16 protein-coding genes are annotated in these 16,293 nt (G+C 70.1%); 11 read left to right on the forward strand and 5 right to left on the reverse strand.

Features of this window, described 5'->3' with window-relative positions; genetic code table 11:
- Positions 1-20 precede the first annotated feature (20 nt).
- Positions 21-932, forward strand: a complete 912-nt coding sequence (locus VME70_13630) for a folate-binding protein (GenBank protein HTW21240.1) — start codon at positions 21-23, stop codon at positions 930-932.
- Between the two features lie 27 nt (positions 933-959).
- On the opposite strand, the gene VME70_13635 is transcribed toward VME70_13630, so the two are convergent.
- Positions 960-3,785, reverse strand: a complete 2,826-nt coding sequence (locus VME70_13635) for a DUF4388 domain-containing protein (GenBank protein HTW21241.1) — start codon at positions 3,783-3,785, stop codon at positions 960-962.
- Positions 3,786-3,982: 197 nt separating this feature from the next.
- On the opposite strand from VME70_13635, the gene VME70_13640 reads away from it, so the two are divergent.
- The 5 genes from VME70_13640 to VME70_13660 all read left to right on the forward strand — a co-directional run bounded on the left by VME70_13640 (position 3,983) and on the right by VME70_13660 (position 8,107).
- Complete coding sequence (locus tag VME70_13640) at positions 3,983-4,534, forward strand: aerial mycelium formation protein (protein HTW21242.1); 552 nt, start codon at positions 3,983-3,985, stop codon at positions 4,532-4,534.
- A gap of 24 nt (positions 4,535-4,558) precedes the next feature.
- Positions 4,559-5,494 carry an asparaginase gene (locus VME70_13645; GenBank protein ID HTW21243.1) on the forward strand — a complete coding sequence of 312 codons (936 nt, stop codon included), beginning with the start codon at positions 4,559-4,561 and terminating at the stop codon, positions 5,492-5,494.
- 56 nt (positions 5,495-5,550) lie between these two features.
- The gene (locus VME70_13650) at positions 5,551-6,078 is read left to right on the forward strand and encodes a helix-turn-helix transcriptional regulator (protein ID HTW21244.1); all 528 of its coding nucleotides are present in this window, start codon (positions 5,551-5,553) and stop codon (positions 6,076-6,078) included.
- Between the two features lie 99 nt (positions 6,079-6,177).
- Positions 6,178-7,080 carry a hypothetical protein gene (locus VME70_13655; GenBank protein ID HTW21245.1) on the forward strand — a complete coding sequence of 301 codons (903 nt, stop codon included), beginning with the start codon at positions 6,178-6,180 and terminating at the stop codon, positions 7,078-7,080.
- A gap of 151 nt (positions 7,081-7,231) precedes the next feature.
- Positions 7,232-8,107, forward strand: coding sequence for a site-2 protease family protein (locus VME70_13660; protein HTW21246.1), 876 nt, complete (start codon positions 7,232-7,234; stop codon positions 8,105-8,107).
- Between the two features lie 10 nt (positions 8,108-8,117).
- Here VME70_13660 and VME70_13665 read toward each other — a convergent pair whose 3' ends face one another.
- Positions 8,118-8,639 (reverse strand): VOC family protein, encoded by a 522-nt coding sequence (locus tag VME70_13665; GenBank protein HTW21247.1) that lies wholly within the window; start codon positions 8,637-8,639, stop codon positions 8,118-8,120.
- Here VME70_13665 and VME70_13670 point away from each other — a divergent pair.
- Positions 8,638-9,429 (forward strand): ATP-binding cassette domain-containing protein, encoded by a 792-nt coding sequence (locus VME70_13670; GenBank protein HTW21248.1) that lies wholly within the window; start codon positions 8,638-8,640, stop codon positions 9,427-9,429. The two genes, VME70_13665 and VME70_13670, sit on opposite strands and share 2 nt — an antisense overlap.
- Position 9,430: 1 nt before the next feature.
- Here the strand turns inward: VME70_13670 and VME70_13675 are convergent, their stop codons facing one another.
- Positions 9,431-9,841 (reverse strand): hypothetical protein, encoded by a 411-nt coding sequence (locus tag VME70_13675; GenBank protein ID HTW21249.1) that lies wholly within the window; start codon positions 9,839-9,841, stop codon positions 9,431-9,433.
- A 630-nt stretch (positions 9,842-10,471) separates the two neighbouring features.
- On the opposite strand from VME70_13675, the gene VME70_13680 reads away from it, so the two are divergent.
- Positions 10,472-11,671, forward strand: a complete 1,200-nt coding sequence (locus VME70_13680) for a DUF222 domain-containing protein (GenBank protein ID HTW21250.1) — start codon at positions 10,472-10,474, stop codon at positions 11,669-11,671.
- 145 nt (positions 11,672-11,816) lie between these two features.
- Here the strand turns inward: VME70_13680 and VME70_13685 are convergent, their stop codons facing one another.
- Positions 11,817-13,049 carry a hypothetical protein gene (locus VME70_13685; protein ID HTW21251.1) on the reverse strand — a complete coding sequence of 411 codons (1,233 nt, stop codon included), beginning with the start codon at positions 13,047-13,049 and terminating at the stop codon, positions 11,817-11,819.
- A 15-nt stretch (positions 13,050-13,064) separates the two neighbouring features.
- Positions 13,065-14,000 (reverse strand): hypothetical protein, encoded by a 936-nt coding sequence (locus VME70_13690; GenBank protein HTW21252.1) that lies wholly within the window; start codon positions 13,998-14,000, stop codon positions 13,065-13,067.
- Between the two features lie 75 nt (positions 14,001-14,075).
- Between VME70_13690 and VME70_13695 the strand changes: the two genes are divergently transcribed.
- Genes VME70_13695 through VME70_13705 form a run of 3 tightly spaced genes read left to right on the forward strand, consistent with a single transcriptional unit; the run spans position 14,076 to position 16,292 of the window.
- Positions 14,076-14,384 carry a DUF2516 family protein gene (locus VME70_13695; protein ID HTW21253.1) on the forward strand — a complete coding sequence of 103 codons (309 nt, stop codon included), beginning with the start codon at positions 14,076-14,078 and terminating at the stop codon, positions 14,382-14,384.
- 46 nt (positions 14,385-14,430) lie between these two features.
- Positions 14,431-15,150, forward strand: coding sequence for an alanyl-tRNA editing protein (locus VME70_13700; protein ID HTW21254.1), 720 nt, complete (start codon positions 14,431-14,433; stop codon positions 15,148-15,150).
- The gene (locus tag VME70_13705) at positions 15,147-16,292 is read left to right on the forward strand and encodes an alkaline phosphatase family protein (GenBank protein HTW21255.1); all 1,146 of its coding nucleotides are present in this window, start codon (positions 15,147-15,149) and stop codon (positions 16,290-16,292) included. The genes VME70_13700 and VME70_13705 overlap by 4 nt, the downstream gene beginning before the upstream one ends.
- Position 16,293 lies beyond the last annotated feature (1 nt).

Genomic DNA, 16,293 nt, shown 5'->3' on the forward strand with positions numbered 1-16,293 from the left:
GGCGCTCCTAGCATGGACGGGTGGGTAGCCCTCTGCTCGATCGTCCTGGCGCGGTGGCGGGCCGCGGGGTCGACGCATCGGTCGCCGCGCACTACGGCGACTCGTTCGGCGAGCAACGCCGGCTGATCGAGGCCGGCGCAGTCGTGGACCGGTCGCATCGCGGGGTGCTGCGCATCGACGGCGCGGACCGCTTGTCCTGGCTGCATTCGCTCACGACGCAGCACCTCGAGTCGTTGCCCGCCGGCGAGCCACGCCAGGCGCTGATCCTGTCGCCGCACGGTCATGTCGAGCATCACCTCACTCTCACCGACGACGGCGCCTCGACATGGATCACGGTCGAGCCGGAGACCGTGGCGGCGCTCACGGCGTACCTCGAGTCGATGCGGTTCATGCTTCGGGTCGAGGTCCACGACGTCACCGTGGAGCATGCTGTGGTGTCGGTCCGCGCCGATGAGCAGTGGAAGGACCTGCTCGTGCCGCGGCCGGAGCTCGCTGCCCGGGTGGACGCGCTCGGCCTGCCGCTGGTCGGGCTCGGCGCCTACGAGGCGCTGCGGGTCGAGGCACGGGTGCCCAGGCTCGGGTTCGAGACCGACCATCGCACGATCCCGCACGAGCTCGGGTGGATCGGCGACGCCGTACATCTCGACAAAGGCTGCTACCGCGGTCAGGAGACGGTGGCGAGGGTCCACAACCTCGGCCGCCCGCCGCGGCGGCTGGTGTTCGGTCATCTCGACGGGACGAAGGACGAGCTTCCGCCACCGCATACGCCGATCGAGCTCGACGGGCGGGTGGTCGGCTTTCTCGGTACGGCGGTCCAGCACGCCGAGCTCGGCCCGGTCGCGTTGGCCGTGATCAAGCGGCAGACGGCGGACGACGCGATGCTCTCGGTCGCGGGAATGGCGATGAAGGCCGAACGAGTGGTCGACGCTTAGGCGACGGTCGCAGATGGCGGCCGGTTCTTAGAGGCCGAACAGCCCGATCTTCTTCTTCTGCTTCTTCTCGGGTGCAGGCGCCGGGCGTGGCTTGTGCGCCGGCGCCGTTGCCGCCGGAACCGGCGCGGGACCGTCATCGAGGCCGAGCGAGGACAGCTCACGCAGCAACGCCGCGGTGTCGGCCTGCGCTGCTTCGTTCCACTCCTCGACGTCGTCGTCGGTGTCGTCCTCGCCCGGTGCGGGCTCATCCTCCGCAGTGGCAGCGGCACTGTCCGTGTCGGTCTCGGGGTCGGCGTCAGCCGGTTCCTCTACTGCCTCGGGCTCAGCCTCTGCGTCGGGGGTCAGCGCAGAGGACAGCTCGACCAGCAGCGCGGTCGCCGCCGCAGCCTCGTCCGCTTGGCGCGCGGCTTCTTCGGCGGCCTGCTTCTCGGCCTTGCGGCGCGCGTTGCGCTCGGCGCGCGTCTCCGATGCCGGCGCCTCCGGCTCGGCGTCTTCGCTCGATTCGAGGTCCTCGCCGCTCGCGGCAGCAAGCTCGGCGAGGTGTTCGGCCGTGAGCTCTTCGGCGGCTTCGGCTTCGCTGCGCACGGCCTCTGCCTGCTCGGCGGCGAGCCGATCGGCTTCGGCCCGAGCCGCAGCCTCCTCGAATGCCACGCGCTCGGCGCGTACCTGCTCGGACAGCCGCTCGGCCTCGGCCTCCGCCTCCGCCAGCCGCTCGGCTTCCTCGGCGGCGAGCCGGGCCGCTTCGGCGGCCTCGGCCGCCTCCTGGGCGATCCGCTCGGCCTCGGCCAGCTCGGCGGCCAGCCGGTCAGCTTCGGCCTGCTCGGCGGCGAGCCGGGCGGCTTCCTCGCGTTCCCAGTATTCGGCCCAGGCCAGTTCTTCGAGGGCGGCGCGTTCGGCGAGTTCGGCGGCGACCCGCTCGGCTTCGGCCTGTTCGGCGGCGAGCCGGGCGGCTTCCTCGCGTTCCCAGTATTCGGCCCAGGCTTGCTCTTCGAGCGCAGCGCGCTCGGCGAGCTCGGCGGCGACCCGCTCGGCCTCGGCTTGCTCGGCGGCGAGGCGGGCGGCTTCCTCGCGCTCCCAGTATTCGGCCCAGGCTTGCTCTTCGAGGGCGGCGCGTTCGGCGAGTTCGGCGGCGATCCGCTCGGCCTCGGCTTGTTCGGCCGCGAGTCGCTCGGCCTCGGCTTGTTCGGCCGCGATCCGCTCGGCCTCAGCGGCTTCCTCGGCGGCGATCCGCTCGGCTTCGGCTTGTTCGGCCGCGATCCGCTCGGCTTCGGCTTGTTCGGCCGCGATCCGCTCGGCTTCGGCTTGTTCGGCGGCGAGTCGCTCGGCTTCGGCTTGTTCGGCGGCGAGTCGCTCGGCTTCGGCGGCTTCCTCGGCGGCGAGCCGCTCGGCTTCGGCTTGTTCGGCGGCGAGCCGCTCGGCTTCGGCCGCTTCCTCGGCGGCGATCCGCTCGGCTTCCGCCTGCTCGGCGGCCTGGCGCTCGATCTCTGCCGCCTCGTCGGCGGCCGCCTGGGCTGCCTCGGCTTCGGCCTGGTCGGCAGCGAAGTGCTCGGCGATCAACTCGGCCGGCGGCAGCCCGTCCGCCACCCGGTCGTCGACGTCCAGGTCCGCGTCGGACTCGATGACCTCGGCCGCGGCGGCCTGCTCGGCACGCAGGGTCTCCACCATTGCCTGCGCACTGGCGAGCTCTGCGGCGGCCGCCGAACGCAGCCGCTTGCGACGCTGCCACTCGGGGTCGCTGGTCGAGCTCTTGGAGCGCTTCAGCGCAACCGCACGGTTGGCGGCGCTGTCGAGCTCCGAGGCGTCGGGGGTCTCGCCGAGAACGTCGGAAAGCGCATTCGACACCCGCGCGATCGACGCCGCGAACGACTCGCTCGTGCTGCGGTGCAGCGGCACGATCATCGGGTTGTCGAACGTCGAGGGTCCCGCGGTCTCCGGCGGCGCCAGCCCGATCCTGGGCAGGTCGCCGTTCCCGTCGCCATTGCCGCTGTGGTCGCCGGCGACTTCGTTCACCAGCCGCGCCAGCCGGCTGAGCACGTCTTCATCCGACCCGCCGGACGCGTCGTTGTCGGACTCCTCGTCGAGCTCGCCGGACAGGGCCGAGCTCAGCGTGGTTGCGCCGTACAACGCGTCGCCGGACAGGTCCAGGTCCTCGTCGATGTCGACCAGGCCGGCCTGCACGAGCTGGACGATGACCAGACCGGCTTCGAACAGCGTGTAGCCGCAGTCGCGGGCGAGATCGGCCACCGACCGCTCACCGTCGATCTTGCACAGCATCGACCACGCGTCGTTGTCCAGTGTCGTCTCGGAGCTGCCGGCGCCCCGGGTCGACAGCTTCGGGACCGCTGCCGGCCCGTGGACGACGGCGGAGATGTTCTCCCACTCGTAGCCACGGTTCCGCAGCGTCTCGAGCAGCTCGACCACGACCATCGGCGGGCCGACGTCTTCGCGGGCACGGATGTTCTTGCGGAACTTCCAGGTTCCTTCGGTCCAGCGCAGGAGGTCCCAGAGCGCCTCGGTGACCTGCTCGGCGACGAAAGCCTCGACCACCGGCTGGTCGACGTACCCGAGGTGGACCAGCAGCTCGCCGAGCCGCCAGCCCTGCAGCTCGCTGCGCTGGGCCTCCAGTGCCTCGGCCAGCGCCTCGGGCGCGAGCGCGCCGGAGGAGACCAGCTTGGCGCCGAGCTGCGGCCGGGTGCCCGGGACGAAGACGGAGTAGATCAGCCCGCTCTTGAAGTAGATCTGCGCTTCATCGTTGTCCGGATTCGTCACGTGCAGGCAACCGGTGACCGAGTCGGCGGCCAGATCGCGCAGCAGGGGGGCCAGCGGCGTAGACGTCAGGTCGCCTTTGAGCATGGACGACCTCCTCTACGGCCGGGCAGTGACGCTTCGGGCTACCTTCACTCCTTCGGCAGTTCAGGCGGGTGTGTTGAGCCAATTGGCGCAATCGACCCCGCACGACTGCGCTCGGTCGTGGCACCATGGCGCGGTGGCGACGCCACGGGCCAGAATTGGTGACTAAGGTCCCTCCACATTCAGACGAAGGCGCAGGCATGACACATCCGGGTGGAAACCGCCGCATCGACCGGCTCCTGGCCCCGGGATTTCTGGACGGGCTGTCCAGCGCCTCGCTCGAAGACCTGCGCACCATGCGGGCGGACGCCGAGCAGGAGGAGACCGACCTGTCCTACCTGCGCCGGCTGCTGCAGGGCCGGCTCGACATCCTGCGGGCGGAGGCCGCGCGGCGCGCGGGCGGTGAGGAATCGGCGTCGTGGGTGGACCTGCTGCCGGGCATCCTCGCCGACGACGGGCCGCACGAGGCGCACGGCCTCGGGCACTACACCGCGGCCGAGCCCTCGCGTGCCGACCAGCACCGGCGCTACGTCGAGGCGCTCGCCGCCGACGTCTCGATGTCCGACCCCGGCGGGCTCACCGACGAGTCTCTGTCGCGCGCGATCGAGCTGTTCGAGCACGAGGAGGCCACGGTCTCGGCCAACCGCCGGGCCGTCCAGCACGTCATGGACCAGTGCACCGCGGAGATCGCTCGCCGCTACCGCGAAGGCGACGCCGATGTCGCGGACCTGCTGCCCAGCGAGTCGAGCTGAGCTGCGCTGAGCCACCCGACTGAGCTGCCGGTCGTCGCTGAGGTCGTCCGGGGTGGGTTCGCCGAGTCCAGGCACACCGGAAGCGTCGTTGCGCTCGCGGCGGACGGCACGGTTGCGGTCTCTCTCGGGCGGCCGGACGCCCCGATGCTCCCGCGCAGCAGCCTCAAGCCGCTGCAGGCGGTCGGCATGCTTCGGGCCGGCCTCGTGGCCAGTGAGGAGCAGCTGGCGGTCGTGTGCGCCAGCCACTCCGGCGAACCACGACACCTAGAGGTGGTTCGCGGCCTGCTCGCGTCGGTCGGGCTCGACGAGTCCGACCTGGACAACACTCCCGGCATGCCGCTCGACGCCTCGGCTCGCCGGGACCGGATCCGCGCGGGCGAAGGCCCGGCTCGGATCACCCAGAACTGCTCGGGCAAGCACGCAGGCATGCTGGCGACCTGCGTCGCCGCGGGCTGGCCGACGTCGGGTTACCGCGATCCCGACCATCCGTTGCAGATCGCGTTGCGGGCGGCGATCGAGGAGCTAGCCGGCGACGCGGTGACCGCGACCGTCGTCGACGGTTGCGGTGCCGCGCTGTTCGCCATCACCCTGACCGGGCTCGCCCGTGCGTTCGCTCGGATCGCCACCGCCCCCGAGGCAACGCCGGAGCAGCGCTGCTTCGCGGCGATGCGTGCTCACCCGGAGTTGGTCGGTGGCACCGGACGCGACGTTTCGCGGCTGATTGCCGGCGTTCCCGGGCTGTTCGCCAAGGACGGCGCGGAGGCGGTCTACGCCGTAGGGCGCTCGGACGGCTGCGCGGTCGCGGTGAAGATCGATGACGGCGGCGAGCGCGCCCGGGTGCCGGTGCTCGTCGCCGCGCTCCGCCAGGTCGATGTCGACGCGCCCGTGCTCGCCGAGCTCGCGACCCATCCGGTTCTCGGTCACGGCCAACCGGTCGGCGAGGTGCGCGCGACCTTCTAGGTGGCGACGCGCGGGTGCTTGCTGGGTGCTTGCAATAGTTAGCGCAACCGCGTACGATCGGGTTCGTGGCAAGAATCGACGTCCGCAACCTGGGTGACTACATCCGGGAGCAGCGTTCGTCGGCGCAGATCTCGTTGCGCCAGCTGGCCACCCTCGCCGGTGTGTCGAACCCGTATCTCAGCCAGATCGAGCGTGGCCTTCGCAAGCCGAGTGCCGAGATCCTCCAGCAGATCGCCAAGGCGCTGCGGATCTCCGCGGAAGCGCTGTACGTGCAGGCCGGGATTCTCGAGGAGCGGTACGACGACAGCGATGTACCGGCGGCGATCCTGTCCGACCGTCATCTCGCCGAGCGGCAGAAGCAGGTCCTGCTCGAGCTGTACGAGGCGTACCGCCGGGAAAGCGACGCAGCCAACACCCAGTCGGCCCGGACCCCGCCGCCTCGCGCCGGCGACGGCGAACTGCCGTCGTCCGGCGCCGGCACCCGGACCCGGACTGCGCGGCGAGTCGGCCACTCAACCAAGACGTCGGATGCTGCGACGTCGACGAAGAAGGCGCGTACCCCAAAACCCGACGCCCGTCCCTAGAGTCCCGACGCGTGCGGCCGCCGCTGCTCCCGCCCGCGTGACAACAACTTCATCCGCGACTGCGTGCCGACCGGCACGCTACCGATCCAGGAGGATCAGATGCCTACCAAGACCACAGTCGATCCGAAGCCTCTCTACGCGATTGCCGGGGTCGGTGACCTCGCGGTCGAGCGGCTGCGCAGCCGACTCACGACGAACCCGCTGCAAATCAAGGACATCTCGGCACTCAGCACCGCCCGCCGGGCCGAGCTGCGCAAGCAGGCAAAGAGCCAGGCCGCGATGCTGCGCAAGCAGGCCGAGACCCTTCCGGCCGACGTGCGCAAGCAGGCCGAGGAGCTGACCCACACCCTGCGCAAGCACGTCGCCACCCTGCCGGCCGACCTTCGCAAGCAGGCCGGCTCGCTGCCGACCGACTGGCGCAAGCAGCTCGACGAGCTGCCGACCGAGTGGCGCCGCCAGGTTGACGCCCTTCCGAGCGACCTGCGCAAGCAGGCCGAGGAGTTCGGCGCAGCGGTGCGCAAGCACACCGAAGACCTGACCGCCAAGGCGATCGCGGCGTACTCCGAGTTCGCCGCACGTGGCGAGAAGGTCGTCGCCGAGCTTCGTGGTGACGCTGCCGCCGCCGAGCCCGCGAGCAAGCACTCCGCGAAGTCCGCACCGAAGCCCGTGACCCGCAAGCCGGCCGAGAAGCGCGCCGCCGCGAAGAAGTCGACACCCAGCAAGACGACCGTGAAGAAGTCGACTGCGAAGAAGTCCGCCGCGAAGACCTCGTCCGCGAAGACCTCGTCCGCGAAGCACACGACGAAGGCGAGTGCGGCGAAGGCGACAGCTACGGCGGCGGAGCACACCGGTCCGGTGCCGACGACCACCTCGGCCGTCACTCCTGAGCCTGCGACGCCGACGGTCGTCGCCGACCTCCCGACCGTGACCGCGGCGGCGCCGGTGACCGAGCCGCACACCGCTCACCCCTCGAGCACGAACGGCCAGCACCCGACGAGCTGACTCGTCCGGCCGACTGCCGACGACGCCTCGACCAGCCCCGCGCGGTCGGGGCGTCGTCTTGTCCGGCCCGTTATTTCAGCAATCCCGTGCACCATGGACGGGTGAGCACGTTCGGTGACAGCGCCGCGCGCGGCCCGGAAGCGGTACGCCGATGAGTGACGAGCCGCTTCAGCCGCAGCCACCGATCGACCCGTGGACCGCACACTTCACGGAGCCGTCGGAGGCGTGGGCGGCGACCGCGCCGCCTCGACGCACCACACCGCCCGATCCGAACAGCTGGCGCGGCCGCGTCAAGCGCGCGCTCGCGCCCTTGGCGGCAGTGGGAGCGGCGCTGGCGAAGTTCGGCGCCGTGCTCATCAAGCTCAAGGTGCTGGTGGTCATCGGCTCGATGGCCGTGTCGATCGCGGCGTACGCCTGGTTGTGGGGCTGGAAGTTCGCGGTCGGCTTCGTCGCACTGATCCTCGTGCACGAGCTCGGGCACATGGTGGTCCTGCGGGCTCGGGGGATCAGGTCCGGGTGGCCGGTCTTCCTGCCGTTCCTCGGTGCCTTTGTCTCGATGCAGTCGGCGCCACAGTCGGTCTACCAGGAGGCGGAGTCGGCGCTTGCCGGCCCGCTCGCCGGCACCGCGGCCTCACTCGCGGTCGGATACCTGGCGCACGTCGACGGCTCGAGCCTGTTGCGCAGCCTGGCCTTCGTGGGGCTGTTCCTGAACCTGTTCAACCTGCTTCCCGCGCTGCCGCTCGACGGTGGCCGGGTGGCGGGCGCGCTGCACCCCGCGATCTGGCTGGTCGGCCTGCTCGGGCTGCTCGGAGTGGAGATCTACCGGCCCAGCCCGGTGATCCCCATCCTGCTCGTCCTCGGTGGCTTCGAGCTCTACAACCGCTGGCGCGGCCGAGGATCGATGGCGTCGAAGGACTACCTGTCGCTCCGACCCGGTCAGCGCGCAAAGATCGGTACGGCGTACCTATCGCTGGTCGTGGTGATCCTGATCGGCATGCACCTGACCTACTCGGCGCGGCACTTCTAGCTCGCCCGCGTCACTCCCTGCCGTCGAGCCACTGGCCGCCGAACCACATCAGCTCGTCGGAGAGCAGCTCGATCCCGATCCCGTCCGGGTCACGCAGGTAGAGCGACTCCGGGATGCCGCGCTGCGGCCCGTCGTACGGGATGCCCTGCTCATCGAGCTTCGCCCGCAGCTTCGCGTGCGCGTCGGGTGGGACGGAGATCGCGATGTGCTGCACTCCGCCGAAGCCTTCCGGCGACGGTTCGAGCCCGAGACCGGGGAAGTCGAAGAAGCCGAGCAGCGTGTCGTTTCCGAGATCGAAGAAGAAATGGGTCGAGCCCGGATAGTCACGGTTCTCGACCAGCTCGACAAGCGGGAACCCGAGCAGCCCTTGGTAGAACTCGATGGTCTGCTCGACGTCGCTGCAGATCAGGGCGGCGTGGTGGATGCCGCGCCCGTTGGTCTGCCGATCGGCCGGTGGTCGCACGTGGGCGGCTCGCAGGTCTGCCCGCTTCTGCTCCAGCCGGGCCAGCTCTTCCGCATCGGGAGGGGTCATGCCGCTAGTTTCCCTCAGCATGTGCGTCGTCGATCTGCGCGGTGTCGATCTGTGGTTCGCGAACGGTCCGCAGGTGCTCCATGACGTCTCCCTGCGGGTCGGCGCCGGCGAGCACTGGGCGCTGTTGGGCCCGAACGGCGCCGGCAAGTCCAGCCTGTTGTCGGTTGCGGGAGCTCAGCGGTTCCCCTCGCGCGGAACCGTGGATCTGCTCGGCCGGAGGCTCGGGTCGGTTGACGTCCGCGAGCTTCGGGCGCAGCTGGGCGTCGTCGACCAGCGGCTGCGGCTGCCACGCGAGCTGTCGGTCGCCGACTACGTCGCGACCGGCTTCACGCAGACAGTGCAGTCGATACGGACGGCGACTCCTGATCAGGAGGCTCGGGTCGGGGAGCTGGTCGACCAGATGGACCTGGGTGGGGTTGCTCGGCGTTCGATCGCGCTGTGCTCACAGGGTGAGCAGGCCCGTGCGCGACTCGCTCGGGCACTTGTCGCCGAGCCGCGACTGCTGCTGCTGGACGAGCCGGCCGCCGGGCTCGATCTCCCGGGCCGGGCGGATCTGCTCGACGCGATGGCGCGCGCGACGGTCCGCAACGACCACGCGTCGATCACCGTCGCGCATCACCTCGAGGAGCTACCGAGCACCACGACACACGTCGCCTTGCTGCGCGGGGGACGGCTGGTGGCGGTCGGCGACACCGGACTGCTGGGTGACGAAGAAGCGCTCAGCCGGTGCTTCGGCCGGCGGGTGCGCACGGTGGCGATCGACGGACGGTGGTTCGCCGTCGCCGGCTGAGTCAGCCATTGGAAAGGACGAGCCCGAGAAACATCGCAGCGAGTGCGAAGATCGCCGTCGCTGCTCCCCAGATGGCGAGCCCGGCGCGTGTCTTGGCGTGGATATGCAGGTACGCCGCGAGCCCGGACAGCGTGACGACGATGAGCTTGACGATCAATGTGTTGCGAAAGTGGGCGTCGTGATCGACCTGCGCGTGGTCGGCAGCCACGTTCCAGATGCCGGTGAGGATGAGCACGGCGAAGGCCGGCCAGGCGATCCGGTTGAACTGTCGCGCAACCGCCTTCGGTACGTCGGCTCCGGCCTTGCGGGCGACTGGCACAAGGCCGGCGACGGTGATCTGCCCCCCGACCCAAACGGTCGCCGCGAGGACGTGCAGGAACAGGCGGAAGTCCTCGAGAGTGAACGTGAGCATGCGTCAGTCTTCCAGGGCGATCCTCTCCGGCGATGTCGCACGGCACTCATTGCGATGTAGAACCAGCGAAGGCCTAAATACTGGGCGCGCACCGCCAACACGACCCCGCCGACACAGAGCAGCGCCGAGGCAACGCCTAGGGCAAGCCAGGTAGTCACGCTGTCACTCGTCAGAGTGTCGAGCGACAGATGAGTGCCCTGCAGGAGATCGTCCAGGCCGTTCTTTCCGGTCGCGCGGTGGTGCGCGTTGGGCATCTCGGCCATCCGCGAATCGTCCTGAGCGGCGTCGACTCCGATCGGTCTCGCTCTGCGGTTGAGGTCGGTGCGCGCCTCGAAGACCACCGCGGCGGCGTGGTGCCGTTGAGGGCGTGGTACTGACCGAGCTGTTAGGGCCTTCCTTTGCTCACCGGTCCAGGCGACGCTGCTACGACGCAGGCTGGCGTCAGGGCTTGCAATGACAGCAGGCTCCGCCGGTCGCGCGCGTCTCGCGGGGGCTGTCAACGGGCCGCCGGCATGCTGTGGACAGCGGTGAACTGGTCCACAGCTGTGGATAAGAAAAACTTGAGTTTCCATTGTGTACCAACGGTTCTTGGGCCGGAGAGTGTCACACCTGACCTCTACCGTTACTGGCATGTACACGCCGGGCCCGGAAGTCGAGCAGCTGCGCGTCGCGGTGACCGCGTTGCTCGACCGCGACCCGCATGTCCTGCCGGACGTTGAGCTGGTCAACTCCACCGAGCTGCTCATGCAGTTACGTCACCAGCTCGACGCGGTCCTCACCCGGCAGCTGCAGGTGATCGACGTTCGAGACGCGACCATCGAGGACTGCGGGCGAGCCACCCGCGGCTGGCTGGTCGAGGAGCTCCTGCTCGCCCCAGCCGAGGCGAACCGGTACGTCAGTGTCGCCCGAGGCCTGCCGACCCATACGGCGGTTGCGGACGGGCTCGCGCAGGGCCGGTTGACCCTCGAGCACGCCCGGGTGATCACCACAGCGGTGCAGAAAGCACCCGCCGAGCTTCGCGACGTGATCGAAAAGGAGCTCGTCACCGCATCCGAGGTCTGCGACCCGGCCCGGCTCGGCTCGTTCACCCGCGAGCTCATCGCCCGGCTGACCGACGAGGATGCGGAAGCCGCCGCCCAGCGCAAGTACGAGTCCCGGTGGGTCCGGATCAGCCAGACCTTCGACGGGATGCACGCGATCGACGGGATGCTCGACCCGGCCAGCGCCGCCACGCTGCAGGCCGCCCTCACGCCGTTGCTGTCCCGCAGCGGCCCGGACGACGAACGGACCGGCGCCCAACGCACCGCCGACGCGCTGGTCACGATCGCGCAGCACGCGCTCGCCGCCGGCGGGCTGCCCGAGACCGGCGGGGAGAAACCCCAGGTCATCGTCACGATCAGCTACGACCAGCTCAAGGCCGAGCTGGATGCGTACGCCGATCGGCTCACCGCCGACCTGACCGGCCCGGTCACGATCAACGGCACCCCGATCACCCCGGCGACCGCCCGGATGATCGCCTGTGACGCGCAGATCATTCCGGCCGTGCTCGGCGGGAACAGAGAAGTGCTCGACCTCGGCCGCAAAACTCCGACCTGGAGCCCCGCCCAACGCCGCGCGCTCCGATTGGAGGACCAAGGCTGTCGATGGCCGCGCTGCCAAGCCGCGCTGTTCCGCTGCCGGATCCACCACCAGATCTTCTGGTCCCGCGGCGGATCCACAGACAAGCGCGACGGCATCCACCTTTGCGAGCTGCACCACTGGGTCGTCCACCACACGCGATGGCGAATCCGCAAAGACCACCACAACAAGGTCCACATCTGGCGCGAGTGACGGCGCGCTGATACGAGGGACGCGGCCGATGTCGATGACCGGGTCGGCCAGGCACGGGCCAGTCGGGTGTGGCAGCCGGTCAGGTGTGGCAGCGCAGCCGGAACTCGGTCGACGAGCGCAAGCTGCGACCGGCGATTCGCAGCCGTCAGCCCGTGCTGCGGACAGCTGCTTCAGCGCGCATGGGCGCGCGGCCGAGGAGGTGCTTCACGACCCGTTCCCAGGTCGCGCTCGGCAGCAGGGTGGGAAGCCGCTTGCCGTCTCGGTGTACGACGACGTTCGTGCATGCGCCTTCGCGCGCCACCCACTTGTGTTGCGTCGTACGGAAGGTCACCGCGGTCTGCGGGCCGCCGGCGACATTGCAGTGGACGGTGTCGAGCGGTTGGGTCCGCAAGCGGTCGAAGATCTTCGCGAGCCGGCTTGCCTGCTTCGCACCGAGCCGAACGGTGACCGGCTTGGCGCCATCAGTGGGGTCACTGCGGACGATCGTGGCGTGCTGCGCGGCTGCCGGGACGAACTCGGTCGCCGGTCGCTTGTGATTGTCACTTCCCGGTCGGGGTCCGAGGTCGGCAGCGACATCGTTGGCAAAGGCGCCACTCGACCACAGTGCGGGCAGCTGGTGGCCGTTGCGCGTGACCTCGACCAGTCCGCAGAAGCCGAGCGTCGCGGTGATCCGAGCCTTGCCGACGGTGAAGCGGACCACTTCGCGCCGGCCGCTGTCCAACGGGCAAGCCATGATCTCGGACGGGGCCACCTGCAACGCATCAAAGTCCTGGGCGAGCAGGCGGGCGGCTGCACCGTGCACGGTGTTGACGCGGATTCTGCGTCCGGATGGAGTCCGCACCCAGACGCGCGCGTGGCCTTGCGAAGTCGGCACGATTTCGGATGCGGGTCGCTTCGGCTGTGGTGCGGCCTGTGCGAACACGCCGATCGCAGCCTTGCCGTGTCCGTCGGGTGCGACAGCGATCACGAGCTCGGCATCGGCCAGACCGCTCGGCAAGGTGTTCGGCTCGTCGTCCGTGAACTTCAGGTCATCGCGCAGCTTGGGTCCGTGGACCGCACCGCTGCCGGCGTTGGTCAGGCCGGCGGGCACGGTGGCGGCGAGCTGCTTGTACGCCGTCTTCCATGACTCGTCGATCGTCCAGTACCGCTCGCGTTGAACGATCTGGGTGTAGAGCGGTTGCTCGGGCGCGTGCCGGAGAATCCGTACGGGCGCAGTCGAGGACTGTGCCGAGCCGGTGAGCACCGGTGCTTCGGCGAGCAGCGCGCGCACCTCCGCGAGCGCGGTCGGGTTCGCTGCGTGCGCGGATGCTGCGGATGCGGTGACGCCGGAGCCGACCGCCATGAGGGCGGCGGCACCGAGGGCGAGCGGGCGGATCATCGAGTGGCTCCTTCGCTAGCGGGACGTGGTGGTCGATGAGCGCACCGCCGTAGGCGAAGCCGTGCGATTCGTCATGGGTTGAGGCAGGTTCGGTTCCGGGAACCGGTGGCCATAGGCGGCGCGCAGGTCGCGGCCGAACGCAGCGCTCTGGTCGAGAGTGGGCAGGTGATGACCGTTCAGCGTCACCTGCACGCCGATGCAGACACCGGCCGTCGCGACCCAGATCCGGTTCCCTGAGCGGAAGATCGCGGTCTGGGTGACGAGCGCGAGCGGGCAAGGAGTGACTTGGCCGGGTGGCTGGACGGTCAGCGAGTCGAAGTCGCGGACCAGACGCGCAGCGGCAGCCCCGGTGAGTGTTTTGCGGCCCAGCACCGAACCATCCCCGTCGCCTCCGGTGTTGCGGCGGGTGATGACCGTCACGGTGTCGACCGAGAGCGGAACGTCCTCGACCGCCTGCCGCGACGGCTGCGGTACGACGGTCACGAACGCGCCGATCGCGGTCGCGTCCGGCCCGAGCGGCGCCACCGCAACCGAAAGCTCGGCCGAGTTGACCGTCTTCGGCATCGTGCGTGGCCTGAAGTCGGCGGCCTGCTCGAAGTCATTGGGGCCCGGGCCGCCGGACGAGCCGCTGCCGGTCGCCGTGAGCGTGCGCGACTGATGGTGGTCGAGCCAGGCGTAGGTCGAACGCCAGGAACGGTCGATGCGCCACCAGCGCATCCTGATGATCCGGTCGGTTGATGAGACGCCGTCCGGTGGGCTCGACAGCAGATGGCTGGGCGCGTGTGCGGACGGGACCGCTCCGTCGGGAACCACGGCCAGGGCGAGTAGGGAGTCGGCGAGCCCACGGGGGGACGCCGACGCGGACCCGGACCCGCCGGAGCGGTTGCCGCTTACTGACGTCCCTGGTGATGCCGCGCAGCCGGCCGCCGCCAGCGCAACGGCCAACACCACCAGGCGTTTCGGCGTACCGGTCACACTGCTTGGACGGGCCGGTTGCGAGGCCGGTTCCCGCGTACCCTGGTGATCATGTCCTCGGTGCTGCTCTTTCCGCTGCACGGCGCGTTCTTTCTCATCTATCTGGTCGTGCACGTCGTCGTGCTGGTCGCGCTGATCGACGCCGTGATCCGCCGCGACGCCGCCTATGTCGCCGCGGGGAAGCAGACCAAGATCTTCTGGGTGCTGATCCTGCTGGTCGGCTTCTTCATCTCGATCGTCGGCATCATCGCCGCGCTGATCTACTTCATCGACGTTCGGCCGGCGATCCGCGGCATGGGCGGCAGTCGACCGCCCTCGGGGTCGTCCTCGGACGGCCCGTACGGCCCCTACCGGCGCTGATCGACGCCGGGCCTGCTGCGGCGGGTCCGGCCACTAATCTGCAGCGATGACAACCCATCGCCTCGAGCTCGCCGACTCGACCCTGCGCGACTGGGAGGCGACCGTGCTCTCGGTCGGGGACGACGGGATCGTGCTCGACCGGTCGGCCTTCTACCCCGGCGGCGGCGGGCAGCCTCCCGACACCGGAGTTCTGCTGTGGGGTGGCGTGCAGACCCGGATCGTGGGCGCCCGCAAGGGACACGACGACGTCTACCTGATCCCGGCGGAGGGCGACCCGGTGCCGACGGCAGGCACCGCGGTCCGAGGCGCGCTCGACGATGAACGGCGCTCGGCGCTGATGCGTACGCACTCCGGGCTGCACCTGTTGTCCGGCGTCGTCTACCGCGACTTCGGTGCGCTGGTGACCGGCGGCAACATGGAGCCGCTCGAGGCGCGGATGGATTTCAACCTGCCCGAGGTCCCGGAAGGCTTCAGGGACGCGGTCGCGGCGGCGTGCGCCGCGGAGATCGCCGCGGACCGGCGGATCGACGTCAAGGTCCTGCCGCGGGACGAGGCGTTCGCGATCCCCGACATCATCCGGACCGCAACCAACCTGTTGCCGCCCGACCTCACCGAGGTCCGGATCGTCGACATCGTTGGTCTCGACACTCAGGCCGACGGCGGCACCCATGTCGCTTCGACCAAGCAGATCGGCGGGATGGAGATCGTCAAGATCGAGAACAAGGGCAAGGGCTTCCGTCGGCTGCGCGTGCGACTGCCGCAATGACGTTCGCGGTCCCGCGGTACGGCGAGGCGTCCCTCGCCGACGTGATGCCATCGGTGCTCGCTGCGCTCGAGGTCGGCACCGACAACCGGCTCGGCTTCGCGCCCGCGCAGCGGGTCGTCGTGATGCTCGTGGACGGCATGGGTCTGCTGGGCCTGCGCACCCACGCCGACGCTGCGCCGTACCTGTCGTCGATGAGCTGCCGTGAGCTCACTGCCGGCTTCCCGTCCACCACGGTCACGTCGCTCGCGTCGTTGTCGACGGGCGTGCCGGCCGGCCAGCACGCACTGACCGGGTACTCGACGTACGTCGAAGAAGTCGCAGAGCCGGTCAACTGGCTCACCTGGCGGCCGATCGGCTCGCGCGACGACCTTCGTGACCGGTTGGTGCCGGAGGTCGTGCAACCCGAGCCGACGATGTGGCAACGTGCCGACGCGGCCGGCGTGTCGGTCACGATCGTCAGCTCGCGCGACTTCGAGGGCTCCGGGCTCACCCGCGCCGTCTTCCGCGGCGGTGCGTACCGCGGCGTGACGACCGTCGGCGACGCGGTCGCGTCTGCCGCAGACGCCGCCGACCACGGCCACCGCTCGTTGGTCTACGCCTACACCCCGGAGCTCGACTTCATCGGGCACGTCCGCGGGCCGGACAGCGACGCGTGGACGGCGCAGCTGTCGATCGTGGACCGGCAGGTCGAGCTGCTGTCCGCGCGGCTGCCGAGCGGCACGATGCTGCTGGTCACGGCCGACCATGGCATGACCGCGTTGTCGCCGGAGGAAGTCGTCGACGCCGACGCGGAGGGGTCGCCGCTGCGCGACGGTGTCCTCGCGCTCGCCGGCGAGCCGCGCATGCGCCACGTTCATGCCCTGCCGGGCGCCGCGCGGGACGTGCGCGAGACCTGGCGTTCGGTGCTCGGCGAGCGGGCCTGGGTGCTCAGCCGCGACGAGGCGGTAGCCGCCGGGCTGTTCGGACCGGTCGTCACCCCGCTCGCCCTTGCGCGGATCGGCGACGTGCTCGCCATCGCCCGCGATGGGCTCGGCGTCGTGCAGCGGCGTCGCGAGTCCCTGGCGTCGTCCCTGATCGGTCATCACGGCGCGCTCACCGACCGGGAGCTGCTCGTTCCGCTGCTCTCGGTCCGGATCCCGTGAC

It is taken from the genome of Mycobacteriales bacterium, assembly GCA_035504215.1.
Classification (GTDB): Bacteria; Actinomycetota; Actinomycetes; order JAFAQI01; family JAFAQI01; genus DATAUK01.